Consider the following 26,042-nt stretch of genomic DNA (forward strand, 5'->3'; position numbering starts at 1 on the left):
GCATCGCCCGCCTTCAAGGCAACCATGCCCAGCGCTTTCAACTTCGCCGTCTGGCCGTTCGATTGCCTCAATCAGGACGAGCAGCGCCTGGTGCGCGATGCGGTCGACATCGGCTATTACCCAGAAGGGCAGACCATCCTGGATGCAGGTGCCGCACCGCTGCACCTGTTCGTGATCATCAAAGGCCGTGTCGCCCAGTACGACGGCGACGAGCTGATCGCCACCTACGGCCCCGACGATTGCTTTGACGGCCGGGCGCTGGTGGCCGGCAAGGCGAGCAGCAGCTTCGTCGCTGCTGAAGAAGTGGTGGCTTATCAGGTGGCACGTCAGGCGGTGCGCGACCTTATTGCTGCCAACGCCACCTTCGGTGCGCTGCTTTTTTCCGATCTCGGCAGCAAGCTCAGCGCCATTGCACAGCGGCAGAGCATGGAGACGATGCAGTCGCTGGCCGTCTCGCATGTGAGCGATGCCTTCATCCGGCCTGCCCATTTTGTCGATGCCGGCACGGACGTGGTCTCCGTGGTGAAGCTGTTTCAGGCACTGAACACCTCGAATGTGCTCGTGCGCGATGGCACCGCCAGCCCGCCGCGAGTGGGCATCTTCACACGCAGTTCGTTGCAACGCGCCGTCCTGCAAGGCACTCCGCTGGATCGTCTGCCGGTGGGGCAGATGAGCCAGTTCTCGCTGATCACCGTGCCGGCCTCTGCGCAGATCAGCGACGCGCTGACATTGATGCTGCGCCATCGCGTGCACCGGCTGGTCGTCACCCGCGGGGATGAGATTCTCGGTTTGCTGGAATCACTGGATGTGTTCAGCTTTCTTGCCAACCACTCCTATCTGCTGACAGTCCAGATCAACCTGGCGCAGGATTTGGACGCGCTCGCCCAGGTGGCAGCGCAGATTACGCGGATGGTCGCGTTGCTCACGCGTGGCGGCTCGCGCATTGACCACGTCGCCAGTCTCGTGCGCGAAATCAACGCCCGCCTGTTTGAACGCGCCTGGCAGATGGTTGCGCCCCCCGAACTCGTTGAAAACAGTTGCCTGTTCGTCATGGGCAGTGAGGGGCGCGGCGAGCAACTGCTCAAGACCGATCAGGACAACGCGTTGGTACTGCGCGATGGCTACGTGCCACCCGCGGATCTGCAGCGTATCGTCACGCGCTTCTCCGATGCGCTGGGCGCATTCGGCTACCCGCCGTGCCCCGGCGGCATCATGCTGAGCCGGCCCGAGTGGTGCATGACCGCGAGTGACTTCGCGCGGCGCATTCGCGAATGGCTCATCCTGCCGAGCCCCGAGGGCCTGATGCATCTGGCGATTTTCTTCGATGCGCATCCGGTGTGCGGCGATGCCGCCTTGCTCAACCAACTGCGGCGCGCTCTGCTGGAATTGACGGTCGACAATGACGCCGTCCTCGGCCGCTTTGCCGCTGCTGTTGAAGCTTTCAGCGCCGCGCCGGGCTGGCGCGATCGCCTGCTTGGGTTTGGCGACTCCGACCCCGTACTCGATGTGAAGAAGGAGGGCATCTTCCCGATCGTTCATGGGGTGCGCAGCCTTGCGCTCGCCCACCGGATACTCGACGAGACAGGCACCGTGCCGCGCCTGGAAGCTCTGGTGCGCGCCGGGGCGCTCGACGCGCACATGGCCGCCGAGCTGGGCGATAGCCTGCACTTCCTGATGACGCTGCGGCTTAAAGCCGGGCTGGCGGAAATCGATGCGCATCAACCTGTGTCGAGCGACGTGCATCTGGCGCGCCTTTCGTCGCTGGAGCGCGATCTGCTCAAGGACGCGCTGAGCACCGTCAAACGGTTCAAAACGCTGCTCCGGCAGCGCTGGCGGACCGAGTGGATGTGATCATGGGTGGGCGGCTTGCGAGCTGGCTGCAGGTTCTGCAAAGGCAGCGCCAGATGCGAAAGTTGCGCGATCCGGCGTTCCGCTTCCTGCTTGATGCACCGCCCCCAGGCGAGTGGGTCGCGCTTGATTGCGAGACCACCGGCCTGAACGTGCGCACCGACGAGGTTGTCTCCATCGGTGCCGTCCGTATCGTCGGCAATCGCATTCTGACAAGCGAACGCCTGGAGCTGCTGATCCGGCCGCAAGGGGAGATGCGCCCGGAAAGCATCTGCGTGCATCGCCTGCGCAATCGCGACCTGGACAGCGGGGTGTCGATCGAGCAGGCCATTCATGCACTGCTGCACTTCATTGGCAGCAGGCCTCTGGTCGGCTACTACCTTGAGTTCGATGTGGCGATGCTCAATCGGGTGGTGGTGCCCATGCTCGGCATCGGATTGCCGCAGCCCAAGATCGAAGTCTCGGCCCTTTACTACGACTATCGATTCCAGCAGCTGCCGCCGTATCGGCAGCAGGGCGACGCCGATCTCGACCTGCGCTTCGCCACCGTCATGAAGGAACTCGACTTGCCGACCTGGGATGCGCACGACGCGCTGAACGACGCGGTGATGGCTGCGTTGGCCTTTGTGAAGCTGCGCCAATTGGGAGCAGCGTAACGCGCGGGGTCAGATGGACGGCGGCTGGGTGGGTTCCGACGTATCGCGCTGCACCGCTTCTTCGTGTTCGGCGGCCGTATCTGCAGCGCGGTTGGTGCGCCATGCATACAGCACGGTAATCAGCACATAGACGATGGGCGCACCTTGCGCGCCAACCCAGTACGCGAAGGTCCAGTCCGAGTTGAAGAGGTGCATCGACAGGTCGCGTGCAAAAAACGCGATCACAAACGTCACCACGAACCACACTGCGAGCAGCGCTGCGATCCAACGCATGTTGGCAATCCACCTGCGGCGCGCTGGCGTTCCGGGCGTGATGCTCATGCGGTGGCCTCCTCGCCGGCCGAGGCGCGATGCAGCGTGATGCGAAAGCGCGCGCCCGCCAGCCGCGGCGATGCCTGATACACGTTGTCGAGCACCTCGATGTCTCCGCCGTGCTGCTGCACGATCTCGCGCACGATGGCCAAGCCCAGACCGCTGCCCTCGGCCTGTGTGCCAAGAATGCGGTAAAAGCGCTGCATCACGCGTTCGCGCTCGGCCACTGGGATGCCGGGGCCAGTGTCATCGACGTCGATGAAGACGAACGGCTCGAATGGCGCGGTGGTCACGCGCACGGTGACATGTCCGCCATCGGGCGTATAGCGGATCGCGTTGTCGAGCAGGTTGTTGAGCATCTCGGCGAGCATCGTCGCATTGCCCGAAATCGTGACCGGCAGCCCGGGTTCCTCAAAGCCAAGGTCGATCTGCTTGGCCCACGCCTTGGGCAGCCAGTCAGCCACCACTTGACGTGAAAGCGCGCAGATATCGAGCGGCACCAAGCCGTCGGTGGCACCCATGTTTTCCATGCGCGCCAGCGAGAGCAACTGCTTGACGAGGTGTGCGGTGCGATCCGAGCTGTCGGCGATATGCGCGAGCGTGCGGCGCAGTTCGTCGGGCGATTGTTCGCGCTGTGCCAGCTCGGCCTGCATGCGCAGACCGGCCAGCGGCGTCTTCATCTGATGCGCGGCATCCGCAATGAAACGCTTCTGCGTATGCACCGATTGCTCCAGTCGCCCGAGCAGATCATTGAATGACGCCACGAGCGGCGTCAGCTCCTGGGGTGCGGCCCCTTCATCGATGGGGCTGGTGTCGCCCGGGTTACGCGCGCGAATGCGCTCCTGAATCGCATTGAGCGGCGCCAGCCCACGCGTCAGCCCGAACCACACCAGGATCACCGCGAGCGGCAGGATCACGAACTGCGGCAGGATCACGCCCTTGATGATTTCGTTGGCCAGTTGCGCGCGCTTGTCGAGCGTTTCCGCCACCTGCACCAGCGCGGGCTTATCGCCGGGGCCAGGCCGCTGCACAAACGTGTAGGCAACACGGATCTCTGTGCCGTGGATGTGGTCGTCGCGCAGTTGCACGAGGCCGCCCGCGTTGGCGTCTTCCTCGGGCGGCAGCGGCAGGTCGCGGTCCCCGGAGACAAACTCCCCGTTGGTGCCGAGCACCTGGTAATAGATATTGTCGGTTTCGTCTGCACGCAAAATCTCACGCGCCGAGATCGGCAGCTGCAGCGTCACGCGGCCATTCACCTCGCGCAGTTGCTGGCTGAGCACGATCGCGCTCGATTCCAGCGCGCGGTCATATGGCGCATTCGCGATCGACTTGGCCACCAGGTACGTCACCGCAATGCTCATCGGCCACAGCAACAGCAGCGGCGCGAGCATCCAGTCGAGAATTTCGCCGAAGAGGGATCGGGCGACGGGCCGCGTGGCGTCGTCTTCGAGGTGGGGGAGGGTGTCGGCGAGGTTGCCGCCGCCATCGCCTCCGTCATCGCGGCCGTCTGCCCCTGGCGCCGTGCCGGCACGTTCGCGCGGCAACGCGCGATGCCGACGCCACGGCCAGGCCAGCCGATCACCCATGGGCGGCGGCGGTGGTCGTCGGGGTGGCCACGCGTTCCAGGCAGTAGCCGAGTCCGCGCACGGTAGCGATGCGGATGCCTTCCACCTCGATTTTCTTGCGCAGGCGGTGGATATAGACCTCAATGGCGTTGTTGCTGACTTCTTCGCCCCAGCCGCACAGGTGGTCGACCAGCTGTTCTTTCGACACCAGGCGGCCGACGCGCGCGAGCAGAATCTCCAGCAGCCCGATCTCGCGCGCCGACAGTTCCACCACCTGATCATGGATATAGGCAATGCGCCCGACCTGATCGAACGCCAGCGGCCCATGGCGCACGAGCGTGGCACCGCCGCCCGTGCCGCGCCGCACCAGCGCACGCACGCGCGCTTCCAGCTCGGACAGCGCGAACGGTTTGGCCATGTAGTCGTCGGCGCCCAGGTCCAGGCCCTTGACGCGCTCTTCCACGCTGTCGGCGGCGGTCAGGATCAGCACCGGCAGCATGGCCCCGCGCGAGCGCAGGCGCTTGAGAACCTCCAGCCCCGACATGCGCGGCAGGCCCACGTCGAGAATCAGCAGGTCATAGGTCTGGGCCGTCTGTGCGGACAGCGCTGCGTCGGCAGTCGCCCCGTCGGAGGCTTGGTCGACGGCATAACCCGCCTGGCGCAGCGAGCGTGTGAGCCCGTCCGCCAGCGTGGCGTCGTCTTCGGCAATCAGGATGCGCATGCGTGTCTCCCCGCGATGCCGGGCAAGATATCTTGCCCATCCCGCCCGCTACATTGTTTTCGCGCGATAACTGATCTGGAGACTTGTCAAAACCACTGGTTTTTTATACAGTACTCCGAATTCGCGGTGCTGTAGTCTTGGCGGCGCTAAAGTCATGAAATGGGTCGCGTCGGGGCAATCAGCCAGCGGCCCGTTGTTGCAGGCAACCGCTGGAATCGCAAGCCCTTGCGGCCCATTTATACACCAATTTGCACGAAGGACGACCATGGAAGACGGTAAGAAGGCAGCCGCGATGAGCGCAGAAAAGCAGAAGGCGCTGGCTGCCGCGCTCGCGCAGATCGAAAAGCAGTTCGGCAAGGGCTCCATCATGAAGATGGGCGACGCCGAGGTCGAGCCGGTCCAGGTCGTGTCGACGGGTTCGCTCGGGTTGGACGTGGCGCTGGGCGTTGGCGGCCTGCCGCGCGGCCGCGTCATTGAAATCTACGGTCCCGAATCGTCGGGTAAGACCACGCTGACGCTGCAAGTGGTTGCCGAGATGCAGAAACTGGGCGGCACGTGCGCCTTCATCGACGCGGAACATGCGCTTGACGTCACTTATGCCGACAAGATTGGCGTGAGCGTGCCGGACCTGCTGATCTCCCAGCCGGACACGGGCGAACAGGCCCTGGAAATTGCCGATGCGCTGGTGCGCTCAGGCTCGGTCGACCTGATCGTCATCGATTCGGTGGCCGCACTGGTGCCGAAGGCTGAAATCGAAGGCGAAATGGGCGACGCGCTGCCCGGCCTGCAGGCCCGTCTGATGAGCCAGGCGCTGCGCAAGTTGACCGGCACCATCAAGAAGACCAATTGCATGGTCATCTTCATCAACCAGATCCGCATGAAGATCGGCGTGATGTTCGGCTCGCCGGAAACCACCACGGGCGGTAACGCACTGAAGTTCTACGCTTCGGTGCGTTTGGACATCCGGCGCATCGGCTCGATCAAGAAGGGCGACGACGTGGTCGGCAACGAAACCAAGGTCAAGGTCGTCAAGAACAAGGTGGCGCCGCCGTTCCGCGAAGCCATCTTCGACATCCTTTACGGCCAGGGTGTGTCGCGCGAAGGCGAAATCATCGACCTCGGCGTGGAAGCCAAGATCGTTGAAAAGTCCGGCGCCTGGTACAGCTACGGTGGCGAGCGAATCGGCCAAGGCCGCGACAACTGCCGTGAATACCTGCGCGAAAACCCCGACCTCGCCCGCGACATCGAGAACAAGGTCCGCGAGGCACTGGGCGTGACGCCAATGGGCGCCGTGGCGGTGGCCGAGGAAGTCGGAGAAGAGTAATTGGGTTGACCGTCGGCGCAGATCGACGGCTCTATCGAGCTTCATACGCCTGCCGTTCCCCAACGGTGGGCGTTTTCTTTTTAAGCCTGAAACTGTATGCCGTTGCCGCGCCCACCGTTGTCGCTGAAGGCTCGTGCGCTGGGCTATCTGTCTCGGCGCGAGCACAGTCGCGTCGAATTGCGCCGTAAGTTGGTGCCGCACGCCGAATCCGTCGAAGAGGTCGATACGCTGCTGGATTGGCTTGAGGGCGAAAACTGGCTGTCCAACACGCGTTTTGCCGAAAGCATGGTGCACCGCCGCGCGGGTCGTTACGGTACAGCGCGCTTGATGCAGGAGTTGAAAACGCATCAGCTCGGCGAAGAAACGCTGGGCGAGGTCAAGGCGCAGCTGCAAAGCACCGAAGCTGCGCGGGCCAAAGCCCTATGGGAAAAGCGCTTCGGCCGCCCACCGGCCGATCTGGCTGAACGAGCCAAGCAGGTGCGCTACATGATGGCGCGCGGTTTCTCTCGTTCCGTCGTGTCGCGCATCATCGCTGGAGCCGATGAACTGTTGGAAGATGGCGACGAGTCGGCCTGAATGCCGTCGATCTCCCAACAATTCGCTCGGACAATCCGGCTGCGCACGAATCGCGTTGGTTGCACCTCACGACGTTGTTGCAACCGCTTTCACACTGCATTGCAGCAGGCGACCGGCTTGGTCGTGACGACGTGTTAAAATACCGGTCTTTGATACCGCCCCGAACCGTAATTTTGGTTGCAGGGCGGTATGTTCGTGTGTGGCGGCTGATGCGCTGTCGCATACGTCCCGTAGGCGATGCGCGCGATCTGCGTGTGCCGCCTCCATCGGTCCTATCGGTCTGTCTGGTCCATGCCTCTGTCTGATCCCGTCCCGCGCGTCATGCGCCACCGCCGTGCCATCACGGTGGAGGCCTATTTGCGGGAAGACGGCCTATGGGACATCGAAGCGCACCTGACCGACACCAAACCACGCGACATCCCCCTGGCGAGCGGCGGCGTACGCCCCGAGGGCCAGCCGCTCCATGACCTGTGGCTGCGAGTGACCATCGACACCCATATGAACGTCGTGGATGCGGAAGCGTGTTCCGACTGGGTGCCGTACCCCACACACTGCGACACGATCGGCCCGGCCTACCGGAAACTCATCGGCCTGAACCTGATGAAGGGTTTTCGAAAGGCCTCGCGTGAGAGACTCGGCGGCGTGGCGGGCTGTACGCACCTCACCGAGCTGTGTGGCGTGCTGCCGACCGCCGCCATCCAGGCTTTTGCCGGCGATGTATTCCCGGTGCGCGATAACTCCAACGACCTGCGTCCTGTCGAAGCCGGCGAGAAGCCGCCTTACCAACTCCACGGCTGCCATGCCCTGCATTTAGAGGGTGAGGTGGTCCGCAAGCATTACCCGCGCTGGTTTGCATACCAGCCCGAAGCCAAGATCCAACCGCCACCCACCGAGCTGTCGCTTGAGCCCTCGTCCTGAAGGGCACCGCGCCGTTCGCGTTTTCAATACTCATCACACTCACTCTGCCTAGCAAAGGAAACACGCATGAATATCCATGAGTACCAAGGCAAGGAAATCCTGCGCAAATACAATGTGCCGGTTCCGCGCGGCATTCCGGCCTTCTCGGTCGACGAGGCCATCAAGGCTGCTGAAACCCTCGGCGGCCCGGTGTGGGTCGTGAAGGCACAGATTCATGCGGGTGGCCGTGGCAAGGGCGGCGGCGTGAAGGTTGCCAAGAGCATCGAGCAGGTCAAGGAATACGCCAGCAGCATCCTGGGCATGACGCTGGTGACGCACCAGACCGGTCCGGAAGGCAAGCTGGTCAAGCGCCTGCTGATTGAAGAAGGCGCGGACATCAAGAAGGAACTGTACGTGTCGCTGGTGGTGGACCGTGTGTCGCAGCAAGTGGCGCTGATGGCCTCGAGCGAAGGCGGCATGGACATCGAAGAAGTCGCCGAATCGCACCCGGAAAAGATCCACACGCTGCTGATCGATCCGCAAGCCGGTCTGCAAGACGCTCAGGCTGACGACATCGCTCGCAAGATCGGCGTGCCGGATGCTTCGATCGCGCAAGCCCGCCAAGCTCTGCAAGGCCTGTACAAGGCGTTCTGGGAAACCGACGCTTCGCAAGCTGAAATCAACCCGCTGATCCTGACCGGCGACGGCAAGGTCATCGCACTGGACGCCAAGTTCAACTTCGACTCGAACGCACTGTTCCGTCACCCGGAAATCGTCGCCTACCGCGATCTGGATGAAGAAGACCCGGCGGAAATCGAAGCCTCGAAGTTTGACCTGGCTTACATCTCGCTCGACGGCAACATCGGCTGCCTGGTGAACGGCGCTGGTCTGGCCATGGCCACGATGGACACCATCAAGCTGTTCGGCGGCGAGCCGGCCAACTTCCTCGACGTGGGCGGCGGTGCCACCACCGAGAAGGTGACCGAAGCCTTCAAGCTGATGCTGAAGAACCCGGACGTGAAGGCCATTCTGGTCAACATCTTCGGCGGCATCATGCGTTGCGACGTGATCGCCGAAGGCGTGATCGCTGCAGCCAAGGCTGTGTCGCTGTCGGTGCCGCTGGTGGTGCGCATGAAGGGTACTAACGAAGACCTCGGCAAGAAGATGCTGGCCGACTCGGGTCTGCCCATCATCGCCGCAGACACGATGGCAGAGGCCGCCGAGAAAGTCGTGGCCGCAGCCGCCGGCAAGTAAGCCGCCCGCTGACCCAACCATACGCGAACGCGAGTTGCGCCCGCTGCTGAGTACGTCGGCGCGGCTCGCTGCATAAAAGGATTACAGCATGTCGATTCTGATCAACAAAGACACCAAGGTCATCACCCAGGGGATCACCGGTAAGACCGGCCAATTCCACACCCGCGGCTGCCGCGACTACGCCAACGGCAAGAACTGCTTCGTCGCAGGCGTGAACCCGAAGAAGGCCGGCGAAGACTTCGAAGGCATTCCCATCTACGCGACCGTTAAGGACGCGAAGGCAGAGACCGGCGCAACCGTGTCGGTGATCTACGTGCCGCCCGCAGGCGCCGCTGACGCAATCTGGGAAGCCGTTGAGGCCGAGCTGGATCTGGTGGTTTGCATCACCGAAGGCATCCCCGTGCGCGACATGATGATGGTCAAGGACAAGATGCGTAAGGCCGGCAGCAAGACGCTGCTGCTGGGTCCGAACTGCCCGGGCCTGATCACGCCGGACGAAATCAAGATCGGCATCATGCCGGGTCACATCCACCGCAAGGGCCGCATCGGCGTGGTGTCGCGCTCGGGCACGCTGACGTACGAAGCCGTGGGCCAGCTTACCGCGCTGGGCCTGGGCCAATCGTCGGCAGTCGGTATCGGCGGCGACCCGATCAACGGCCTCAAGCACATCGACGTGATGAAGATGTTCAACGACGATCCGGAAACGGATGCCGTGGTCATGATCGGTGAGATCGGTGGTCCGGACGAAGCCAACGCGGCTTACTGGATCAAGGACAACATGAAGAAGCCGGTAGTGGGCTTCATCGCTGGCGTGACCGCGCCTCCGGGCAAGCGCATGGGCCACGCGGGCGCGCTGATCTCGGGCGGTGCCGATACCGCGCAAGCCAAGCTCGACATCATGGAAGAATGTGGCATCAAGACCACCAAGAACCCGTCGGAAATGGCACGTCTGCTCAAGGCGATGCTGTAATCGACGAAGTTTGAGGTTGTGCGAGAACGGGGGCTTCGGCTCCCGTTTTTGTTTGTGCGCGCGTCTCGTTGATGATGCAACGTGCGATCTCGGCACGACATGTGTATAAGCAGATCATCCTTCCCATAAGAACGGCTTCAGGAACACTATGGCGCTCACCTCAAGCGCATTCTGGTTCGCACTTGGTTCCATCATCCTGACCAACATCGTGCTGTCGGGCGATAACGCGGTGGTCATCGCGCTGGCCGCGCGCAATCTGCCGAAGCGCCAACAAAAGCAGGCCATTTTCTGGGGCAGTGCCGGCGCCATCGTATTGCGCATCGTGCTGACCATCCTGGCCGTCAAGTTGCTCGCGCTGCCGTACCTGAAGACGATTGGCGCGGTGCTGCTGGTCTACATCGGCGTGAAGCTGCTCACGGATGCCGAAGACGAAGCCGCCGATCGCCATCAGCGCGACGGCCTGTGGCCTGCCATCCAAACGATTCTCATCGCCGACTTTGTGATGTCGCTCGATAACGTCGTTGCCGTGGCCGCCGCGGCCGAGAAGGGGCCGCCAGGTACGACGTTTCTGCTGCTGGTGCTGGGGCTTGGATTGTCGGTACCGCTGATCGTATTCGGCAGCACGCTGCTGGTGGGCGTTATGGCGCGCTTCCCCGTCATCATCACACTCGGGGCGGCGCTGCTCGGCTATCTGGCTGGCGACATGCTCGTCACCGATCCGATCGATGCGGCGTGGTTTGAACGCGCGGTGCCGTATGCGGATGTAGTGGTGGGGTGCGTGGGGGCGCTGCTGGTCGTAGGCGTAGGCCGGTGGCTGAGCGGGAGAACGCTGCGACCTGCTTGAGTGATTTACGAATAACAAATTGACGAACTTCGTCAATTGGTGTCAAAACGTGTCACAGTCTGTCACGTCGCTCATACGAACCGCGTCAGCTTTTCGCTGACAGGCACGCTTTCTCGGCTGGCACGGTCCATGCTCTATCTCCCCCGCATCATCTTTAACCAAACAATCCGGGGGATTTCATGAAGTCGATGCGACTCAACAAGCGTGTCCAGAAGGGTTTCACGCTGATCGAACTGATGATCGTGGTCGCGATTATCGGTATTCTGGCTGCCATCGCGCTGCCGGCTTATCAGGATTACACCGTTCGCGCGAAGGTATCGGATGGTCTGGTATTGGCATCCGGTCTGAAGTCTGTCGTGGCAGACAACGCTGCTAACGGCACTCCCGATGCTAGCGGCGGTTTCTTTGCGAGCATGCCGACTAGTCAGGATGGCACTGGGCTGTGCAACGCCAAGGGCACCTGTTCGCTGAATGGCGGTAAGGGCCTCGGTAACAATTTGACTTCTATTATTGGCACCACTACAGATGGGCATATTCAGATCACCTATTCCAGTTCGGTCGCGCCGGCTAACGCCAATACTGTGGAACTGTGGCCGACCGCAGCCGGTGCTGGGTTGACGGTTGGCACTCCGCCTGCCACTAGCCTTGTTTGGACCTGCTATACCGCAAACAAGAAAGGGGTTGATGGCGTCACTCCCGGTGCTACGCTCTTGGCGAAGTTCGCTCCGCCCCAGTGCCGCTAATAGGGTGTAATGCTCCGGGTTAATGCCTGGAGGTGTTCAGAAATGGATTTCGGTAACCCGAAATCCATTTCCATTTATGGGTGATGATTTTTATCCTCAATGTTGAATTACGTTAGGGCTCGCGCAGCCATCCGGGCAGCCAGTCTTCATTTGAGTTTAAGTGTGCTGGTTGCGCTGGGGGCGGCAGCCGTCGTTCTCGGCCTGTGGTTTCCCTACCCTTTTCGTGCATTGTCGGGCGGTCAGCATCTGTTCTGGGTCATGGTGGGCGTGGATGTGGTTTGTGGCCCCCTGCTCACGAGCGTGCTGTTCAACCCCGCCAAATCGCGCCGTCAACTGGCGGTGGATTTGTCCTTGGTCGCGTTGGTGCAACTCGCTGCGCTGGCGTATGGCCTTTACAGCGTCTGCGTGGCGCGCCCCGTGGTACTGGCTTTTGAAACCGATCGCTTGGTTGCGGTTTCCGCTGCTCAAATCAACCAAAGCAATTTGCCACAGGCCCCACGTGAATTCCAATCGCTTTCATGGGCTGGCCCTTTACTCCTGGGTACTCGTGCGCCTAAGGATGCAGATGAGGCTCTGAAAAGTCTGGATCTGTCGCTGCGCGGCCTTGATCCAAGTGCCCGCCCTGGTTGGTGGCAAAGCTATGAAAAAAGTCGGCCGCTCGTGCAGCAACGCATGAAAGCGCTCGCTGCGCTGCGAGCTCGGCTACAAGCGGACAAACAAACCGTGGTTGAAGAGGCGGCCAAGGAAGCAGGGTTACCAATCGACCAACTTTATTACCTGCCGCTTGTCAGTCAAAAACAACTGGATACCTGGATTGCCCTGCTCGATGCGCAAGGCACGATCAAAGCCTATGCACCCGTAGGCGGTTTTGACTGAACGCGTTTGGTCCACCGCAAACACTGGTGTGGCGAACGGCCCCTAAGCTAAACTAGCCCGCCTAGCAAGAGCGCCCTCGGGCGCTCTTTTCGTTTCCAGCATCTCCCCAGTCCTACTCACCGATGCGCCGATCCTCCGTTTTGCTGCTGCCCGTCTGGCTCGCCTTGGGGGCGTGCTGGGTGATCCCGTTCCTGGTCGCCCCACATACCTATCCCATCCCCACGTTCTATTCCGAGTGGGTGGCTGCCGCATGCTGGATCACGCTGGGAGTGGCGGCGTTGGGCGCCACGTGGGGCCAAGCCGTTGGCCTGCCGAGAGCCGCGCTTGCGCCACTGGCGTTGATTGCGGTATTGACCCTCCAACTGGCGATTGCGCCACCGCTCAATCCGTTCTTCTCTTCCGGAGCCATCACGGCGTTGCTGGCGGCTGCCGTGATCTGCGGGTTAGGCGCGCGGTGCCGCGATGTGCCGGGTGTATTGGATGGCCTTGCGGTTGCCGTAACCCTCGGTGGTTTGCTGACAGTATCGATTGAGTTGGTGCAAGTATTTCGCGTGCCGAACCTGCCGGAGACTTTCTTTTCGATGACGCCGACGGGCAGCGCACGGCGCATGTGGGGCAATCTGAATCAACCGAATCACGTCGGTACCTATCTCGCGTTTGGATTGGCGGCATGTCTCTTTCTGAGGCAGCGCCACCGGAAGTGGCTGGGTTTGCTGACACTCGCCGTGCTCGTCTTGCTGCTGGGCATGGCATTGACGTTCTCGCGCGTGACCTGGATCCATATTGCGGTGGTTGGGCTGTTGGCCGGCATACCGCTTGCAGCAGAAGCACGGGGGCGTGCTTGGCCGATTCGATGGCTTGCGCTCTGCGGCCCCGCGCTGTTGCTTGCGCTGGCGTACCAAAGCTGGGGCTCGTTGATCGCGCTCGCCAACGGCGCCTGGGCGCTCGACTTGCCGGGCTCCATGGGGCAGCGCATGCATGAGGGCGTCGGCCTGCGTCCACTGCTCTGGAAGCATGCTTGGCACATCTTCCTCGCGCACCCGTGGCTTGGCGGAGGGTGGGGCGATTACGCCTGGAATCAATATGTGCAAACCGACACGCTCGGCCAGGTCGAGATGTCGATGAATGCACACAACATCGTGCTAGACCTATTGGCAAAGGCGGGCGTGGCCGGTTTGCTGGCGGTGTTGGTTCCGGTTGTGTGGTGGGCGCTTGATCTACCTAAGCGACTGCGGTCTCCGGAGGTGGCATTCCTGTCGGCCGTGATTGCCGTTATGGTTGTGCACTCCCTGCTAGAGTACCCGCTTCACTACGTATTTTTTCTGTTTCCGTTTGCCTTCGTTCTCGGCTTGCTCGACAGCAAGACGTTGCGGTTCCCTTCGCCGCCTGTCGCCTGGGGTTTCTCGGGGGTGATCGTTGTTTTGGGGGCGGTGCTTCTTGTCCGTCTGTGGGCGGATTATCGTGTGCTCGAACGACTCTATTTCGTGCCGGGCGCGCGTATCGACTCGACAGGGCACCCAGGCAGCCCTGTGTTGCTCACCCCTTACGCAACACTGGTCACGGCCATGAACGCATCCGTCACCGAACAAACTGCGCCCTCGCTGATAAAGCTCGAGCGGCAGGCGGTGCAGTTCTACCCCGCGTCCTCAACGATCCAGCGGTATGCACTGGCGCTTGCTTTTGAAGGTAGGACTGAAGAAGCCGTCATTCAGGTCAGGCGTCTTCACAATCACTATTGGACGGACTTTGCTTCGCAAAGCGCTTTGCTGGGTCAGACCTGTCAACGCAACCTGGATGTCTTAAAGACATTTTGTTCGCGTTTGAAATCTGAAGTGCTGCACCCTAACGCCGATTGAACGAAGATTCAATGTAAATTTTCTGAATTTAATCAGGCGATTTATTTTGGGCGGGTGGATTGAAAACTCGTAAAAATTGATTGTCTGATATCAAACAAGCTGGATTGTCCACTAATCTCGCTTTGCTTCCGAATTTACGAGTGAAGTGAAATCATAATTGTGGAGAAATCTATGCGACATCAATGTCGACCCAACGTTCGGCGCTACCAAGGCTTCACCCTCATCGAGCTGATGATTGTCGTTGCGATCATTGGCATCTTGGCCGCTGTGGCTGTCCCGCAGTATCAAGACTACGTGACGCGTTCAAAGTGGGCGGAAGTGTATATACAGATCCAACCCTTGAAGCTGGCAATTGCAGAGTGCGCTCAGAAAAATGGCGGCACGATTGCTGGAACATGCGATACCGCAGACCAGCTAAAGGCGGAAACAGGCTATGCAAAACTTCCAGCTCCCGCAAATGCTACGGTAACCCTGGGTGCCAAGGGCGTCATTAGCATGGTAGGAACGGCGGGTGTCGGTAGCTGCACGGTCACTGCTACTCCCGACAGTGCAACCAACGCAAATGTGCTTACATGGATTCTCGCTGGCGTAGGCCCTCAGCCGTGCAGCAAATCGAAGACCGGGGTGTCTCCAGCAGAAAACGCGGAAACTTAATACGGTAAGAAAAGAGCGCTCGATCAGCGCTCTTCTTTTTTCATTTCAGGCGGCCACCCAATCCCCCGACTTCCCCCCATGCTTTTCCAATAGCCGCACATCCCCAATCACCATCCCCCGATCCACAGCCTTACACATGTCGTAGATGGTGAGCAGGCCAACCTGCACGGCGGTTATCGCTTCCATCTCCACGCCCGTCTGCCCACGCGTCTCCGCCCGAACCGTACAGCGGACGGTGTGTGATGCCTCATCCAAGGAAAACTCCACCGCCACCTTCGTCAACGCCAACGGATGACACAACGGAATCAAATCCGAAGTCCGCTTGGAGCCTTGAATCGCCGCAACGCGCGCAATCCCCAGCACATCGCCTTTCTTGGCGGTGCCATCGCGCACCAGCGCAAACGTCTCGGGCAGCATGCGGATCGTGCCGGTGGCTACGGCCACGCGGTGCGTGACGGCCTTGTCGCCGACGTCGACCATATGGGCTTGTCCGGCGGAATCGAAGTGGGTGAGTTGCGACATGAGTGATAGCGCGTTTTGCGGGGCATGGGACGAAGCGTTTTATGATAGCAAGCACCCGGCTTGTGGCGATGGTGCCGCGCTGATTCCGCTCCTCGTGCTTTCCGTATGACGCTTTCCCTTTTTCGGCCGCGCGTCCGCAAGCTGACGGCTGCTGTGTTGTTGTCGACGTGGCTGGCGCCCCTGCCGTTGCCTGTGCTGGCGCAGGTGGCGGCGTCCGCGCCGACGGCTTCTGTCAACGCGGGGCTGGGTTCTGCCGCGGCAGCGGATCAGGTGCAGAGCAACCTGATCCGCAGCGTGCAGATCGGCCGGCAGTCGCCGTATTTGCCGAAGGAGCCGACCGTCATCGACGCGCCAACGTACGAGTTGCCCGATATGGGCGATCCGTCGACGGCGTCGCTGTCGCCCGAGATGGAGCGACGCCTGGGTGACCGCGTGATGCGCCAGATCCGCCGCGATCCGGATTTCGTGCCCGATCCGCTGATCACCGACTACCTCAATACCATCGGCTACAAGCTGATCGAAGCGGCGCGCCGTCAGCATGTGGCGGGCAGTACCTCCGCGTCGAGCTTTGAGTTGTTTGCGGTGCGGGACCCGGGCATCAACGCGTTTGCGTTGCCGGGCGGCTACATCGGCGTGAACACCGGTACGTTGGTCGCGACCGAGAGCGAATCAGAGCTGGCCTCGGTGCTCGGCCACGAAATCGGTCACGTGCTGCAGCGGCATATTGCGCGCGGTATCGATAAATCGGGCGAGTCGATGTGGATTGCGCTGGCGTCGATCCTGCTGGCGGGTCTGGCGGCTACCAAGAGCGGGGACGCCGCGCAGGCCCTCGCGATGGGCGGGCAAGCGGCGGCGGTGTCGAACCAGCTCGCGTTCTCGCGTGGCGCGGAGCGCGAGGCCGACCGCGTCGGTTTCACGCTGCTCACGGCCGCGGGCTACAACCCGGACGGCATGCCGGACTTCTTCCGTCGTCTGCAGCGCGTCACGAACATTGCCGATACGGGCGTGATTCCCGGCTATGCGCGCACCCACCCGCTGACCGGCGAGCGCATCGCCGACATGGAAGACCGCGCGCGTGGCCTGCCGCATCCGCGCCAACCGCGCCGCCCGGAATTTGGTTTTGCGAAGGTGCGTGCGCGCGTGCTGCAGGAAACGTCGACGAGCGGCTATATCGACGTGCGCAACGCGATGCGCTCGCAATTGTCGTCGGCGCCGGATGCGCCGGTGGAGAAGCGCGCGGCCTTGTGGTACGGCGTGGCAGTTGCCAATCAGATGGCGGGGCGGCTGGATGACGCTGAACAAGCGCTGCAGGAAGCGCGACGCCTGTACGGCAACATTCCCGGCATCACGTCGGGCAGCGTCGAGCTGGACGTCACGGCCATCGAACTGGCACGCGCGCGTAACCGTGCGCCCGAGGCGCTGACGTTGGCACGCGCGGCGCTCGGTGCGTATCCGCTGTCGCGCGCGGTGGGCATCACTTATGCGCAAACGCTGCTATCTGCCGGCCGGACCGATGACGCGATTCCGTACCTGAAAGACAAGACCCGCGAAGACACTGCCCAGCCGATCTGGTGGGAGATGCTCGCCCGTGCCTACGCCGACAAGGGCAAGCGTGTTGAGCAGCATCGCGCGCTGGCGGAGAAATACGCGCGGGATGGGGCGTGGGGATCGGCTGTGGAGCAGCTGAAGCTCGCCCGCGATGCGGGGGATGCAGATTTCTACACGCTATCCGAAGTCGACGCGCGCTTGCACCAGATGGAGCGGCAATACCGCGAAGAGAAGGCGGAAGACAAGGCGCTGCCAAAGTAGGGCCGGTGGGCCTATCGCGGGTATTCCGCTGGCCGTGCAACGAAGCCATAGCGCTTTGCCACTTCCGCGCGCGCAATCGGCTCAATGTCGAATGTCCGGTCACCCAGCGTCAGCGTTCCCAGCGCGGCTCCGCACGCCTCTCCGTGCCAGTGGGCCAACGAAGAAAACGGCTCCAAGTCATGATCGTGCAGCAGGGCGACGGTTTCCTCTGCTTCGTATCCGCCCACGTAACCCGAGAGCAGCACGCTGCCTTGTTCGTCGACAAAACAGCCGGTCGGTGAGAACGCAGCCCCTGTGGTCGTCGTGAACGCTGGCGGCGCGCCACCGGCTGACAGCCGCGCCACCCAGGGTGTGTAATCGAGTTCGACAAACACGCGCTGTGGCCCGTTCTGGAAGAACCAGCGTCCGGCATCGTCATGCGCGTAGTTGCGCACGATGAAATCGAGGAGCGCTGTGTGGCGAATCGGCTCGCCGGACAGTTTGTTGGCCTGCGCATATTCGTTGCGCATGCGCCATTGGCCGCGCCGATCCAACGCCAGCCAGCCAAAGCAATTCGGCACGTTCGGCCACTTGGCCATGGCCTGGCGGACGATGTCATCCATGCGCATCCTCCGCGTTGGCTTGGCGGCCCAGCACATCATCGAAAAAGCGCAGGACGCGTGCAGGCATCCAATCGACGCGGCCCGTCTTTCCATGGCGCAGCAGGAAGCCGACGTGGCCGCCGTGCAGCGGCTGGTCCAGCGTGATGTCGGGTGACACCTCGGCCACGCCGGGCAGATGCTGTCCGGGCAGGAACGGATCGTTGCGTGCGTTTAGTACCAGCGCCGGCACCCGCACGTCACGCAGCACGGGCTTCGACGAGGCGCGCGTCCAGTAGTCCAGCACGTCGCGAAAACCGTGCAGCGGCGCGGTGACGAGGTTGTCGAACTGCCCCAACGTGCGCGTGGCCATCATGGCGGCACGGTCGTACAGGCCAGGATGTTGATCGAGCTTTGCATTGGCCTTGGCTTTGAGCGTGCGCAGGAACATGCGCGTGTAGACCATGTTGAAGCCCTTGGACAACGCTGCGCCGCCGGCCCGCATGTCCAGCGGTGCGGAGACCGTCGCAGCCGCCGTCACGTAGCGGGCATCGGCGCCGTGTTCGCCCAGGTAGCGCAGCAGCGCGTTGCCGCCCAGCGAGATGCCGACGACAAGGAGCTTGCGGCCCTGCGGATGGCAAACCGTCCGATACAGGCGTTCGAGGATCCACGCGATCTCGGCGCCATCGCCGCAGTGGTACATGCGCGGCGCGAGGTTCATCTCGCCCGAGCACCCGCGAAAGTGCGGAATGACGCCCAGCCAGCGGCGGCCGCGCAACGCGTCCATCAGCAGCCGCGCGTAATGGCTGCGTGAATCGCCCTCCAGACCGTGGAACATGACGACGAGCGGCGCGTGCGCGTCGGTCTCGTGCGTGGTCCAGTCGAGGTCGATGAAGTCGTGGTCGGGCGTGTCCCAGCGTTCGCGCCGATACGCAATGCGCGGAAAGCGCCACAGGCGCGCGGGCACGATCGTCTGCGCATTGCCGCCGATCAGCCACCACGGCGAACGGAACGCGTGCGGCTCGAACGGCCCTGCAAGCAGGGCGCTCAGATTCAATTCAAGGGGAGTGGCGTGGCGAGACGGATGGGTCATCGAAAGAGACGGCGGCCACGCCCAGCGCGGCAGCTTAGTGCAGAGAGTGCGTGACGCTGGCGATGGAGGCGGCCACGCGTTCCTCGGCGGCCTGGCTGGAATGCACATGGGCGATGCGCCAGCCTTCGTGGTTCTGCATCAGCACGTAGGTCGTGTGGACGTACAGATCGGCCTCGGTGGCGGTGGCCGAAAAGCGCAGCGCTTCCGTGGCTTCGAAAATCGAGACCCCCAGCGACGAATGCACCTGCTGCGAGAGGCATTCGATCCAGACCGGATTCTTCTCGACCAGCGCATCGAGGCAGCCGCGCAGCTGCTCGTGGCCGTGCAGGCGCTGGCCGTCGGGCAGGATGAAGCTCACCGAATCCTCGTCGAGCCACAGCTTGAGCGCGCCATCGGCATCGCGGCGCTTGAGCGCATCGCGATAGGCTTCGAGGATGTCCTCGGCGGCTTCGAACAGGCGGGCAAATCGTGGCATGGCGGTGGATGTTAAGGAGAGCGTATTACTGCGGCTGCAGCAGTCGGCGCAATTCATGAAACACCATCTCGGGGCCGATGTCGCGCAGGCAGCGCAAGTGGCCCAGCGGGCATTCGCGCGCAAAGCACGGGCTGCACTCCAGATGGAGCCACATGATACTCGCAGCGGGCGACAGCGGCGGCGTGTGGCGGGGGTCGCTGGAACCGAATACGGCCACCTGCGGGCGTCCCAGGGCAGCCGTCACGTGCATCAGGCCGGAGTCGTTGCAGATGGCGGCCTCGGCGCGGGCGAGCAGTTCGATCGCCTCATCCAGCGAGGTCTCGCCGCACAGGTTGCGCACGAACGGTGCGCGCTCGACGATGGCGTTGGCCATCTCGCGGTCCTTGCCCGAACCCAGCGCAACGATCTGCGCGTACGGGAACGAGCGGCGCAGCATCTGCGCCAGCTCTGCGAAATGCTCGGCCGGCCAGCGCTTGGCCGGGCCGTATTCCGCCCCGGGGCAGAAGGCAATCAGCCGCGCGTTGCCCGGAATGCCGAACTTGGCCGAGGTAGCGGCCACGCGCTGCACATCAACGTCGAGCTTCGGATCGGGCAGGGTGTCGGGCAGCTTGGCGTGGGGTTTGAACGCCAGCGCCACGTAGTGCTGCACCATCGGCGGACGCGCGTTCTTGGGCGGATTCGGGTAGCGCACGTTCAGCACGCCCAGGCGCGACTCGCCCTTGTAGCCGATGCGCAGCGGAATGCCTGCCAGCCACGGGATCAGCGCGCTCTTGAACGAGTTCGGCAGCACGTACGCTGCATCGAAGGTTTCGCCCTTGAGCTGCTGCGCAAACATCGTGCGGCTGCCGAGCTGCAGCTTGCCGTGGGCGAGATCAGTCGGCAGCACGCGTGCGATTTCCGGCATGCGCGCGAGCACGGGCGCCACCCATTTCGGGGCGATCGCGTGAATCTGCGCGCGCGGGTGCCGCGCCTTGAGCTGCGCGAACAGCGGTTGCGCCATCAGCGCATCACCGATCCAGTTGGGGGCGACGACGAGGATCTTGCGCATCATCGAATCGCCAGGCGCGTGCGGCGACCGGGGTACTGCAGGTGAATCGGGCTCAATGGTGGCCCTTCAGTTCAACGCCGGGAGCCAGCTTGTAGACGGTGCCGCAGTACGGGCACTTGGCTTCGCCGGTGTCGGCGATGTCGAGGAACACGCGCGGGTGATAGTTCCAGGCCGGCGTTTTGGCGGTCGGGCAATGCAGCGGCAGGTCGTCTGCGCCGATTTCGATCGAGGTTGCGGTTTGCGTGGTCATGGTCAGTGAGGAGTGCCGGCGCGGTCTGAACGGGTCAGCCGCGCCCTGATATGGGCTGCAGGTTCAAAAACCGACAAAGGCGAAATTGTAAGGGGTGGGCGCAGGCGCGCCAACGCCGATTGTTGCAGTGCGTGGCGCCCGGCATGAATCACGCAATCGCTGGGGCCGGGGCGCATGGCCGTTAAGCGAACGCTTAACATCAAAAGTATAATCGTCTGTTTCCTACGAGCCACCCATGTCGCCCCCGACGTTCCTGCGCGCCCGCGTTGCCGGCTGCCCTTGCCCGGCTCATCAAAAAGAAGTCTATTCGCCACTTTTGGGGGCGCCATGGCGCTAGTCCGCTGGGCGGCGGCATTGCAGCGTCGCTGGGAGGCGATCGATCCGGCCGAACGTGCGGGTTTCTTTGCCGGCGTGCGTGCCTACATGCCGTCGATGCCGCCGGTGCTGGCCTGGGGCTTGGTGACCGGCGTGGCGATGAGCAAATCGGTGCTGACCATCCCGCAGGCAATCGGCATGACGATCTTTGTGTATGCGGGATCGTCGCAGCTGGCGGTGCTGCCGCTGCTGGCAGCGGGCTTGCCGATCTGGACGGTGCTGTTGACGGCGTTCATCGTGAATGTGCGCTTCATCATCTTCAGCGCCGGGCTGATGCAGCATTTCGGGCACCTGCCGTTCATGCGCCGCGTGGTCCTGGGCGTGTTCAACGGTGATCTGCCGTTCGTGTTGTTTACCCAGCAGTACCCTTCGGCGGCCCCGCAGGCGGGCAAGGAAGGCTACTACTGGGGCATGGTCCTGCTGAGCTTCGTTGGCTGGCAGGTGTCGTCCATCCTAGGCATCGTTGCGGCGAGCCTGTTTCCCGATGCGTGGGGCTTGGCGCTGGCCGGGACGCTTGCGCTGATTCCCGTCATGGTGTCGACCATTCGTAGCCGGGCCACGCTCATGGCGGTGGCTGTGGCGGCGGTGCTGGCGCTGGTTGCCTTCAAGCTGCCGTATCGATTGAGCCTCGTGCTTGCCGTCACTGGCGCGATGGCCGCCGGTCTGGCCGCAGACGAAGCTGCGGCGCGTTTGCAGTGGCAGCGCCGCCGCGCCTCCCAGCCTGCAACTGACGAGGACGATGCATGAGCGCGCTCGAAATCTGGCTGGTCATTGCCGGCATGACGGTGGTGACGATCGTCACGCGCTCGTTGTTCCTGATCGTGGGCGATCGCATGACGCTGCCCACCCGCGTACAGCACGCGTTGCGCTTCGCGCCGGCTGCCGCACTCGTCGCCATCGTCTTGCCCGATCTGCTCTGGAACCAGGGCCACTTCGATGCAAGCTGGACCAACCCGCGCCTGATGGCCGGCATTGCTGCCACCGCGTTTTACGTTGCCACGCGGCGCATGCTCGGCATGATCTTCGTCGGCATGGGCGTTTTTACCGTGCTGCGTCTCTGGGGATGAACATGTCGGGTTCCAACCGCAACGGCGTGATCTTCGCGTTTCTGGCCTACACCATGTGGGGCCTCTTTCCGCTGTACTTCAAGCTGCTCAAGGCGGTGTCGCCGATCGAGATTCTCTCGCACCGGGTGATCTGGTCATTGGCGGTCATGGTGGTGATTCTGCTCGTAAAGCGGCACTGGGCGTGGCTATGGGCGCTGCGCACGCAGCCGCGTGTCGTGGGGCGCTACGCGGCCAGCACCAGCCTGTTGGCCGCCAACTGGCTGACCTATATCTGGGCCGTCAACCACGATCATGTGCTCGAAGCCAGCCTCGGATATTTCATCAACCCGCTCGTGGTGGTGATGCTGGCTGCGCTGGTGCTCGGCGAGCGGCTGCGGCCGGTGCAGTGGGTTTCAGTGGCGCTGGCCGCCGCGGGCGTGGCATGGCTGACGTGGCAGGCTGGCACGCTGCCGTGGATCGCCTTGGCGCTGGCGTTTTCGTTTGGGTTCTACGGTTTGTTGCGCAAGACTTCGCCGCTGGGCGCGCTGGAAGGGCTGACGCTGGAGACCTTGCTGCTGTTTCCGCTGGCGCTGGCCTACCTCGGCTGGCTGGCTTCGCAGCATCAGAACGCCTTCCTGGCCGCATCGCCGGGCATGCAGATGCTGCTGGCGCTGGCTGGCCCATTGACGGCGCTGCCGCTGTTGCTGTTCGGCGCTGGCGCGAGACGCATTCCGCTGTCGCTGCTGGGTTTGCTGCAATACGTGAGCCCGACGCTGCAGTTGCTGCTGGGGGTGTGGCTCTACAACGAGCCGTTTGCGGGGCCGAAGGTGGCGGGCTATGTGCTGATCTGGGCAGGTCTGGCCGTGTATTCGGCTGAAAGCTGGGTGCAGCTGCGCCGTCGCACGCCGCTGCCGGTATAGCCCCCGCCGATCGGCCTCGGCAAGACGGCCGAGGCCGGAGGATTCCGCCGAGAAACGCACGTTTTGACCAGGCGCATCGGGTAAAATCGCCGCTTTCCGCGATTTCTTCCGAAGCTGCCATGCCTCACGTCCTGCGTCTGTCCGATCTCATCTCCGAAGGAAAGCTTGCCGGTAAGCGCGTGTTCATCCGCGCCGACCTCAACGTGCCGCAAGACGATGCCGGCAACATCACCGAAGACACGCGCATCCGCGCTTCCGTGCCGGCCGTCAAAGCCGCGCTGGACGCTGGTGCCGCGGTCATGGTGACCTCCCACCTGGGCCGCCCGACCGAGGGCGAATTCAAACCGGAAGATTCGCTGGCGCCGGTTGCCAAGCGTCTGTCCGAACTGCTCGGCCGTGACGTGAAACTCGTCCAGAACTGGGTGGATGGCGTGGATGTCGCGCCCGGCCAGGTCGTGCTGCTGGAAAACTGCCGCGTGAACAAGGGTGAGAAGAAGAACAGCGACGAACTGGCCCAGAAAATGGCCAAGCTGTGCGACGTCTATGTCAACGACGCCTTCGGCACCGCCCACCGCGCGGAAGCCACCACGCACGGCATCGCCAAATTTGCCCCAGTCGCTTGCGCCGGCCCGCTGCTGGCCGCCGAGCTGGATGCGCTGGGCAAGGCGCTGGGCCAGCCGGCACGTCCGCTGGTGGCCATTGTGGCCGGCTCGAAGGTGTCGACCAAGCTGACCATCCTGAAGTCGCTGGCTGACAAGGTGGACAACCTGATCGTCGGCGGCGGCATTGCCAACACGTTCATGCTCGCTGCCGGCCTGAAGATTGGCATATCGCTGGCGGAAGCCGACCTCGTGGGCGATGCCAAGTCCATCATCGAGATGTTGGCCGCACGCGGCGCGTCGGTGCCCATCCCCGTCGACGTGGTGTGCGCCAAGGAATTCAGCGCCACCGCGGTCGCTACCGTCAAGGACGTGGCCGATGTGGCCGACGACGACATGATCCTCGACATCGGCCCGAAGACGGCTGCGCAACTGGCCGAACAACTGAAGAGCGCCGGCACCATCGTCTGGAACGGTCCGGTCGGCGTGTTCGAATTCGACCAGTTCGGCAATGGCACCAAGGTGCTGGCCGAGGCGATTGCTGCCTCGTCGGGTTTCTCGATTGCCGGCGGCGGCGACACGCTGGCTGCCATCGCCAAGTACAACATCGCCGACAAGGTGGGCTATATCTCCACTGGCGGCGGTGCGTTCCTGGAATTCCTGGAAGGCAAGACGCTGCCGGCCGTCGAAATCCTGGAACAACGCGCGCAGAACCAGGCCGCTGTGGCCTGAGCGCAAGCGCCTCCAACATCCCCGCCACAACAACGAGACACCGCCGCCCATGACCCGCGCTACCAAGATCGTCGCAACGCTCGGCCCCGCGTCCAGCACGCAGGAAGTCCTGACCCGCATGATTGCCGCGGGGGTCGACGTGGTGCGGCTGAACTTCTCGCACGGCGCGGCGCAAGACCACATCGATCGCGCGCAGCTCGTGCGCGAAGTGGCGCGTTCGGTCGGCCGCGAGGTGGCCATCATGGCCGACCTGCAGGGCCCGAAGATCCGGGTCGGCAAGTTCGAGAACGGCAAGATTACGCTCGAGCCGGGTGATCGCTTCACACTGGATGCCCGCTGCGAGCTGGGCAACCAGGAGCGCGTCGGTCTCGACTACAAGGAACTGCCGCGCGACGTCGGCCCCGGTGATTTGCTGCTGCTCAACGACGGCCTGATCGTGCTTCAGGTCGAGCGCGTGGTGGGTGAAGAGATCGAGACCATCGTCAAGATCGGCGGCGATCTCTCCAACAACAAGGGCATCAACCGCCAGGGCGGCGGGTTGTCGGCGCCGGCGCTGACGGCCAAGGACATGGAAGACATCAAGACCGCGATGGCCCTCGGCGCCGATTACGTCGCGGTCAGCTTCCCCAAGAACGCGACCGACATGGAGATGGCCCGCCAACTGGCTGCCGTGGCCGGTGCGCCGCATAACCACAAGACCCGCATGATCGCCAAGATCGAGCGTGCCGAGGCCATCCGTCCGGGCGTGCTCGAAGAGATCCTCGCTGCGTCCGACGGCATCATGGTCGCGCGCGGCGATCTGGCCGTGGAAGTGGGCAACGCAGCCGTGCCGGCGCTGCAGAAGCGCATGATCAAGCTGGCCCGCGAAACCAACAAGCTGGCCATCACCGCCACGCAGATGATGGAATCGATGATCGTCAACCCGGTGCCGACGCGCGCCGAGGTGTCGGACGTTGCCAACGCCGTGCTCGACGGCACCGATGCGGTGATGCTGTCGGCGGAAACCGCCGCCGGCCGCTACCCGGTCGAGACCATCGAAGCCATGGCTGCCATCTGCGTGGAAGCCGAGAAGTCGCAAACCGTGCATCTGGATGCGGACTTCCTCGACCAGACCTTCAGCCGTATCGACCAGTCGATTGCCATGGGCGCGCTGTTCACGGCGCACCACCTGCAGGTCAAGGCGATTGCCGCGCTCACCGATTCTGGCGCGACGGCGCTGTGGATGAGCCGCCACGGCATCAACATTCCCATTTATGCGATGACACCCAACGTGGCATCGCAGCGCAAGATGGCCCTGTACCGCAACGTGCAGTCGCTGCCGCTGGCCAACAGCACGGACCGCGACGAAGCGCTGCACCAGGCCGAAGAACTGCTGGTCGCGCGCGGCGTCGTGCAGCGTGGCGACTTCATCGTCCTCACCGTCGGCGAGCCGATGGGCCAGGCCGGCGGCACCAATACGCTCAAGATTGTTCGCGTCGGCATGCACTGACGCCCACGAC

The 26,042-nt window shown here is 63.0% G+C and carries 27 protein-coding genes; 18 read left to right on the plus strand and 9 right to left on the minus strand.

Features of this window, described 5'->3' with window-relative positions; genetic code table 11:
* Window positions 1-24: 24 nt before the first annotated feature.
* On the plus strand, window positions 25-1,851 hold the full coding sequence (locus N5B55_RS02300) for a DUF294 nucleotidyltransferase-like domain-containing protein (protein ID WP_304539002.1): 1,827 nt from the start codon (window positions 25-27) through the stop codon (window positions 1,849-1,851).
* Window positions 1,852-1,853: 2 nt separating this feature from the next.
* Window positions 1,854-2,504 (plus strand): 3'-5' exonuclease, encoded by a 651-nt coding sequence (locus tag N5B55_RS02305; RefSeq protein WP_304539003.1) that lies wholly within the window; start codon window positions 1,854-1,856, stop codon window positions 2,502-2,504.
* Window positions 2,505-2,513: 9 nt separating this feature from the next.
* On the opposite strand, the gene N5B55_RS02310 is transcribed toward N5B55_RS02305, so the two are convergent.
* Genes N5B55_RS02310 through N5B55_RS02320 form a run of 3 tightly spaced genes read right to left on the minus strand, consistent with a single transcriptional unit; the run spans window position 2,514 to window position 5,102 of the window.
* Entirely contained in the window at window positions 2,514-2,825 is a 312-nt protein-coding gene (locus N5B55_RS02310; protein ID WP_009239056.1) for a DUF4212 domain-containing protein, read from the minus strand.
* A complete protein-coding gene (locus N5B55_RS02315) occupies window positions 2,822-4,402 on the minus strand; it encodes a sensor histidine kinase (protein WP_304539004.1) in 1,581 nt (526 codons plus the stop codon). The genes N5B55_RS02310 and N5B55_RS02315 overlap by 4 nt, the downstream gene beginning before the upstream one ends.
* Window positions 4,395-5,102: a response regulator gene (locus N5B55_RS02320; RefSeq protein WP_009239054.1), complete on the minus strand. Its 708-nt coding sequence runs from the start codon at window positions 5,100-5,102 to the stop codon at window positions 4,395-4,397. Before N5B55_RS02320 ends, N5B55_RS02315 begins: the two co-directional genes overlap by 8 nt.
* A gap of 265 nt (window positions 5,103-5,367) precedes the next feature.
* On the opposite strand from N5B55_RS02320, the gene recA reads away from it, so the two are divergent.
* From recA to N5B55_RS02370, 10 genes are all read left to right on the plus strand, one after another.
* Window positions 5,368-6,426 (plus strand): recombinase RecA, encoded by a 1,059-nt coding sequence (gene recA, locus N5B55_RS02325; RefSeq protein ID WP_065856789.1) that lies wholly within the window; start codon window positions 5,368-5,370, stop codon window positions 6,424-6,426.
* 96 nt (window positions 6,427-6,522) lie between these two features.
* Window positions 6,523-7,002: a recombination regulator RecX gene (gene recX / locus N5B55_RS02330; protein ID WP_065856791.1), complete on the plus strand. Its 480-nt coding sequence runs from the start codon at window positions 6,523-6,525 to the stop codon at window positions 7,000-7,002.
* Window positions 7,003-7,293: 291 nt separating this feature from the next.
* Window positions 7,294-7,920, plus strand: coding sequence for a DUF2889 domain-containing protein (locus N5B55_RS02335; protein WP_304539005.1), 627 nt, complete (start codon window positions 7,294-7,296; stop codon window positions 7,918-7,920).
* A gap of 66 nt (window positions 7,921-7,986) precedes the next feature.
* Window positions 7,987-9,153, plus strand: coding sequence for an ADP-forming succinate--CoA ligase subunit beta (gene sucC, locus N5B55_RS02340; protein WP_004635396.1), 1,167 nt, complete (start codon window positions 7,987-7,989; stop codon window positions 9,151-9,153).
* 88 nt (window positions 9,154-9,241) lie between these two features.
* The gene (gene sucD / locus N5B55_RS02345) at window positions 9,242-10,123 is read left to right on the plus strand and encodes a succinate--CoA ligase subunit alpha (RefSeq protein ID WP_304539006.1); all 882 of its coding nucleotides are present in this window, start codon (window positions 9,242-9,244) and stop codon (window positions 10,121-10,123) included.
* Between the two features lie 148 nt (window positions 10,124-10,271).
* Window positions 10,272-10,967, plus strand: a complete 696-nt coding sequence (locus tag N5B55_RS02350) for a TerC family protein (protein ID WP_304539007.1) — start codon at window positions 10,272-10,274, stop codon at window positions 10,965-10,967.
* Window positions 10,968-11,146: 179 nt separating this feature from the next.
* Window positions 11,147-11,710 carry a pilin gene (locus tag N5B55_RS02355; RefSeq protein ID WP_304539008.1) on the plus strand — a complete coding sequence of 188 codons (564 nt, stop codon included), beginning with the start codon at window positions 11,147-11,149 and terminating at the stop codon, window positions 11,708-11,710.
* 99 nt (window positions 11,711-11,809) lie between these two features.
* Window positions 11,810-12,586, plus strand: a complete 777-nt coding sequence (gene tfpZ / locus N5B55_RS02360) for a TfpX/TfpZ family type IV pilin accessory protein (RefSeq protein WP_304539009.1) — start codon at window positions 11,810-11,812, stop codon at window positions 12,584-12,586.
* Window positions 12,587-12,708: 122 nt separating this feature from the next.
* Window positions 12,709-14,442 (plus strand): PglL family O-oligosaccharyltransferase, encoded by a 1,734-nt coding sequence (locus N5B55_RS02365; RefSeq protein ID WP_304539010.1) that lies wholly within the window; start codon window positions 12,709-12,711, stop codon window positions 14,440-14,442.
* 171 nt (window positions 14,443-14,613) lie between these two features.
* Window positions 14,614-15,096, plus strand: a complete 483-nt coding sequence (locus N5B55_RS02370) for a pilin (protein ID WP_304539011.1) — start codon at window positions 14,614-14,616, stop codon at window positions 15,094-15,096.
* A gap of 45 nt (window positions 15,097-15,141) precedes the next feature.
* On the opposite strand, the gene moaC is transcribed toward N5B55_RS02370, so the two are convergent.
* Entirely contained in the window at window positions 15,142-15,618 is a 477-nt protein-coding gene (gene moaC / locus N5B55_RS02375; protein ID WP_304539012.1) for a cyclic pyranopterin monophosphate synthase MoaC, read from the minus strand.
* A gap of 105 nt (window positions 15,619-15,723) precedes the next feature.
* Here moaC and N5B55_RS02380 point away from each other — a divergent pair, with 105 nt between their 5' ends.
* Window positions 15,724-17,427: a beta-barrel assembly-enhancing protease gene (locus N5B55_RS02380; RefSeq protein WP_304539013.1), complete on the plus strand. Its 1,704-nt coding sequence runs from the start codon at window positions 15,724-15,726 to the stop codon at window positions 17,425-17,427.
* Window positions 17,428-17,438: 11 nt separating this feature from the next.
* Here N5B55_RS02380 and N5B55_RS02385 read toward each other — a convergent pair whose 3' ends face one another.
* The 5 genes from N5B55_RS02385 to N5B55_RS02405 are packed head-to-tail and all read right to left on the minus strand — an operon-like array spanning window position 17,439 to window position 20,871.
* Window positions 17,439-18,029: a DUF2946 family protein gene (locus N5B55_RS02385; protein WP_304539014.1), complete on the minus strand. Its 591-nt coding sequence runs from the start codon at window positions 18,027-18,029 to the stop codon at window positions 17,439-17,441.
* On the minus strand, window positions 18,022-19,098 hold the full coding sequence (locus N5B55_RS02390) for a YheT family hydrolase (protein ID WP_304539015.1): 1,077 nt from the start codon (window positions 19,096-19,098) through the stop codon (window positions 18,022-18,024). Before N5B55_RS02390 ends, N5B55_RS02385 begins: the two co-directional genes overlap by 8 nt.
* Before the next feature lie 34 nt (window positions 19,099-19,132).
* Window positions 19,133-19,573 (minus strand): YybH family protein, encoded by a 441-nt coding sequence (locus N5B55_RS02395; protein ID WP_009239042.1) that lies wholly within the window; start codon window positions 19,571-19,573, stop codon window positions 19,133-19,135.
* Between the two features lie 25 nt (window positions 19,574-19,598).
* Window positions 19,599-20,624, minus strand: coding sequence for a lipopolysaccharide heptosyltransferase II (waaF, locus tag N5B55_RS02400; protein WP_304539017.1), 1,026 nt, complete (start codon window positions 20,622-20,624; stop codon window positions 19,599-19,601).
* 49 nt (window positions 20,625-20,673) lie between these two features.
* Window positions 20,674-20,871, minus strand: a complete 198-nt coding sequence (locus tag N5B55_RS02405) for a zinc-finger domain-containing protein (protein ID WP_009239040.1) — start codon at window positions 20,869-20,871, stop codon at window positions 20,674-20,676.
* Window positions 20,872-21,198: 327 nt separating this feature from the next.
* On the opposite strand from N5B55_RS02405, the gene N5B55_RS02410 reads away from it, so the two are divergent.
* From N5B55_RS02410 to pyk, 5 genes are all read left to right on the plus strand, one after another.
* Entirely contained in the window at window positions 21,199-21,993 is a 795-nt protein-coding gene (locus tag N5B55_RS02410) for an AzlC family ABC transporter permease (protein WP_009239039.1), read from the plus strand.
* Window positions 21,990-22,313 carry an AzlD domain-containing protein gene (locus N5B55_RS02415; RefSeq protein ID WP_009239038.1) on the plus strand — a complete coding sequence of 108 codons (324 nt, stop codon included), beginning with the start codon at window positions 21,990-21,992 and terminating at the stop codon, window positions 22,311-22,313. The genes N5B55_RS02410 and N5B55_RS02415 overlap by 4 nt, the downstream gene beginning before the upstream one ends.
* Before the next feature lie 2 nt (window positions 22,314-22,315).
* Complete coding sequence (rarD, locus tag N5B55_RS02420; protein ID WP_154206401.1) at window positions 22,316-23,212, plus strand: EamA family transporter RarD; 897 nt, start codon at window positions 22,316-22,318, stop codon at window positions 23,210-23,212.
* Window positions 23,213-23,331: 119 nt separating this feature from the next.
* Window positions 23,332-24,543: a phosphoglycerate kinase gene (locus N5B55_RS02425; protein ID WP_304539018.1), complete on the plus strand. Its 1,212-nt coding sequence runs from the start codon at window positions 23,332-23,334 to the stop codon at window positions 24,541-24,543.
* Window positions 24,544-24,592: 49 nt separating this feature from the next.
* Window positions 24,593-26,032 (plus strand): pyruvate kinase, encoded by a 1,440-nt coding sequence (gene pyk / locus N5B55_RS02430; protein WP_027678120.1) that lies wholly within the window; start codon window positions 24,593-24,595, stop codon window positions 26,030-26,032.
* The last annotated feature ends 10 nt before the right edge of the window (window positions 26,033-26,042 follow it).

Origin of the sequence: Ralstonia pickettii (assembly GCF_030582395.1) — a bacterium.
Taxonomy (GTDB): domain Bacteria; phylum Pseudomonadota; class Gammaproteobacteria; order Burkholderiales; family Burkholderiaceae; genus Ralstonia; species Ralstonia pickettii_D.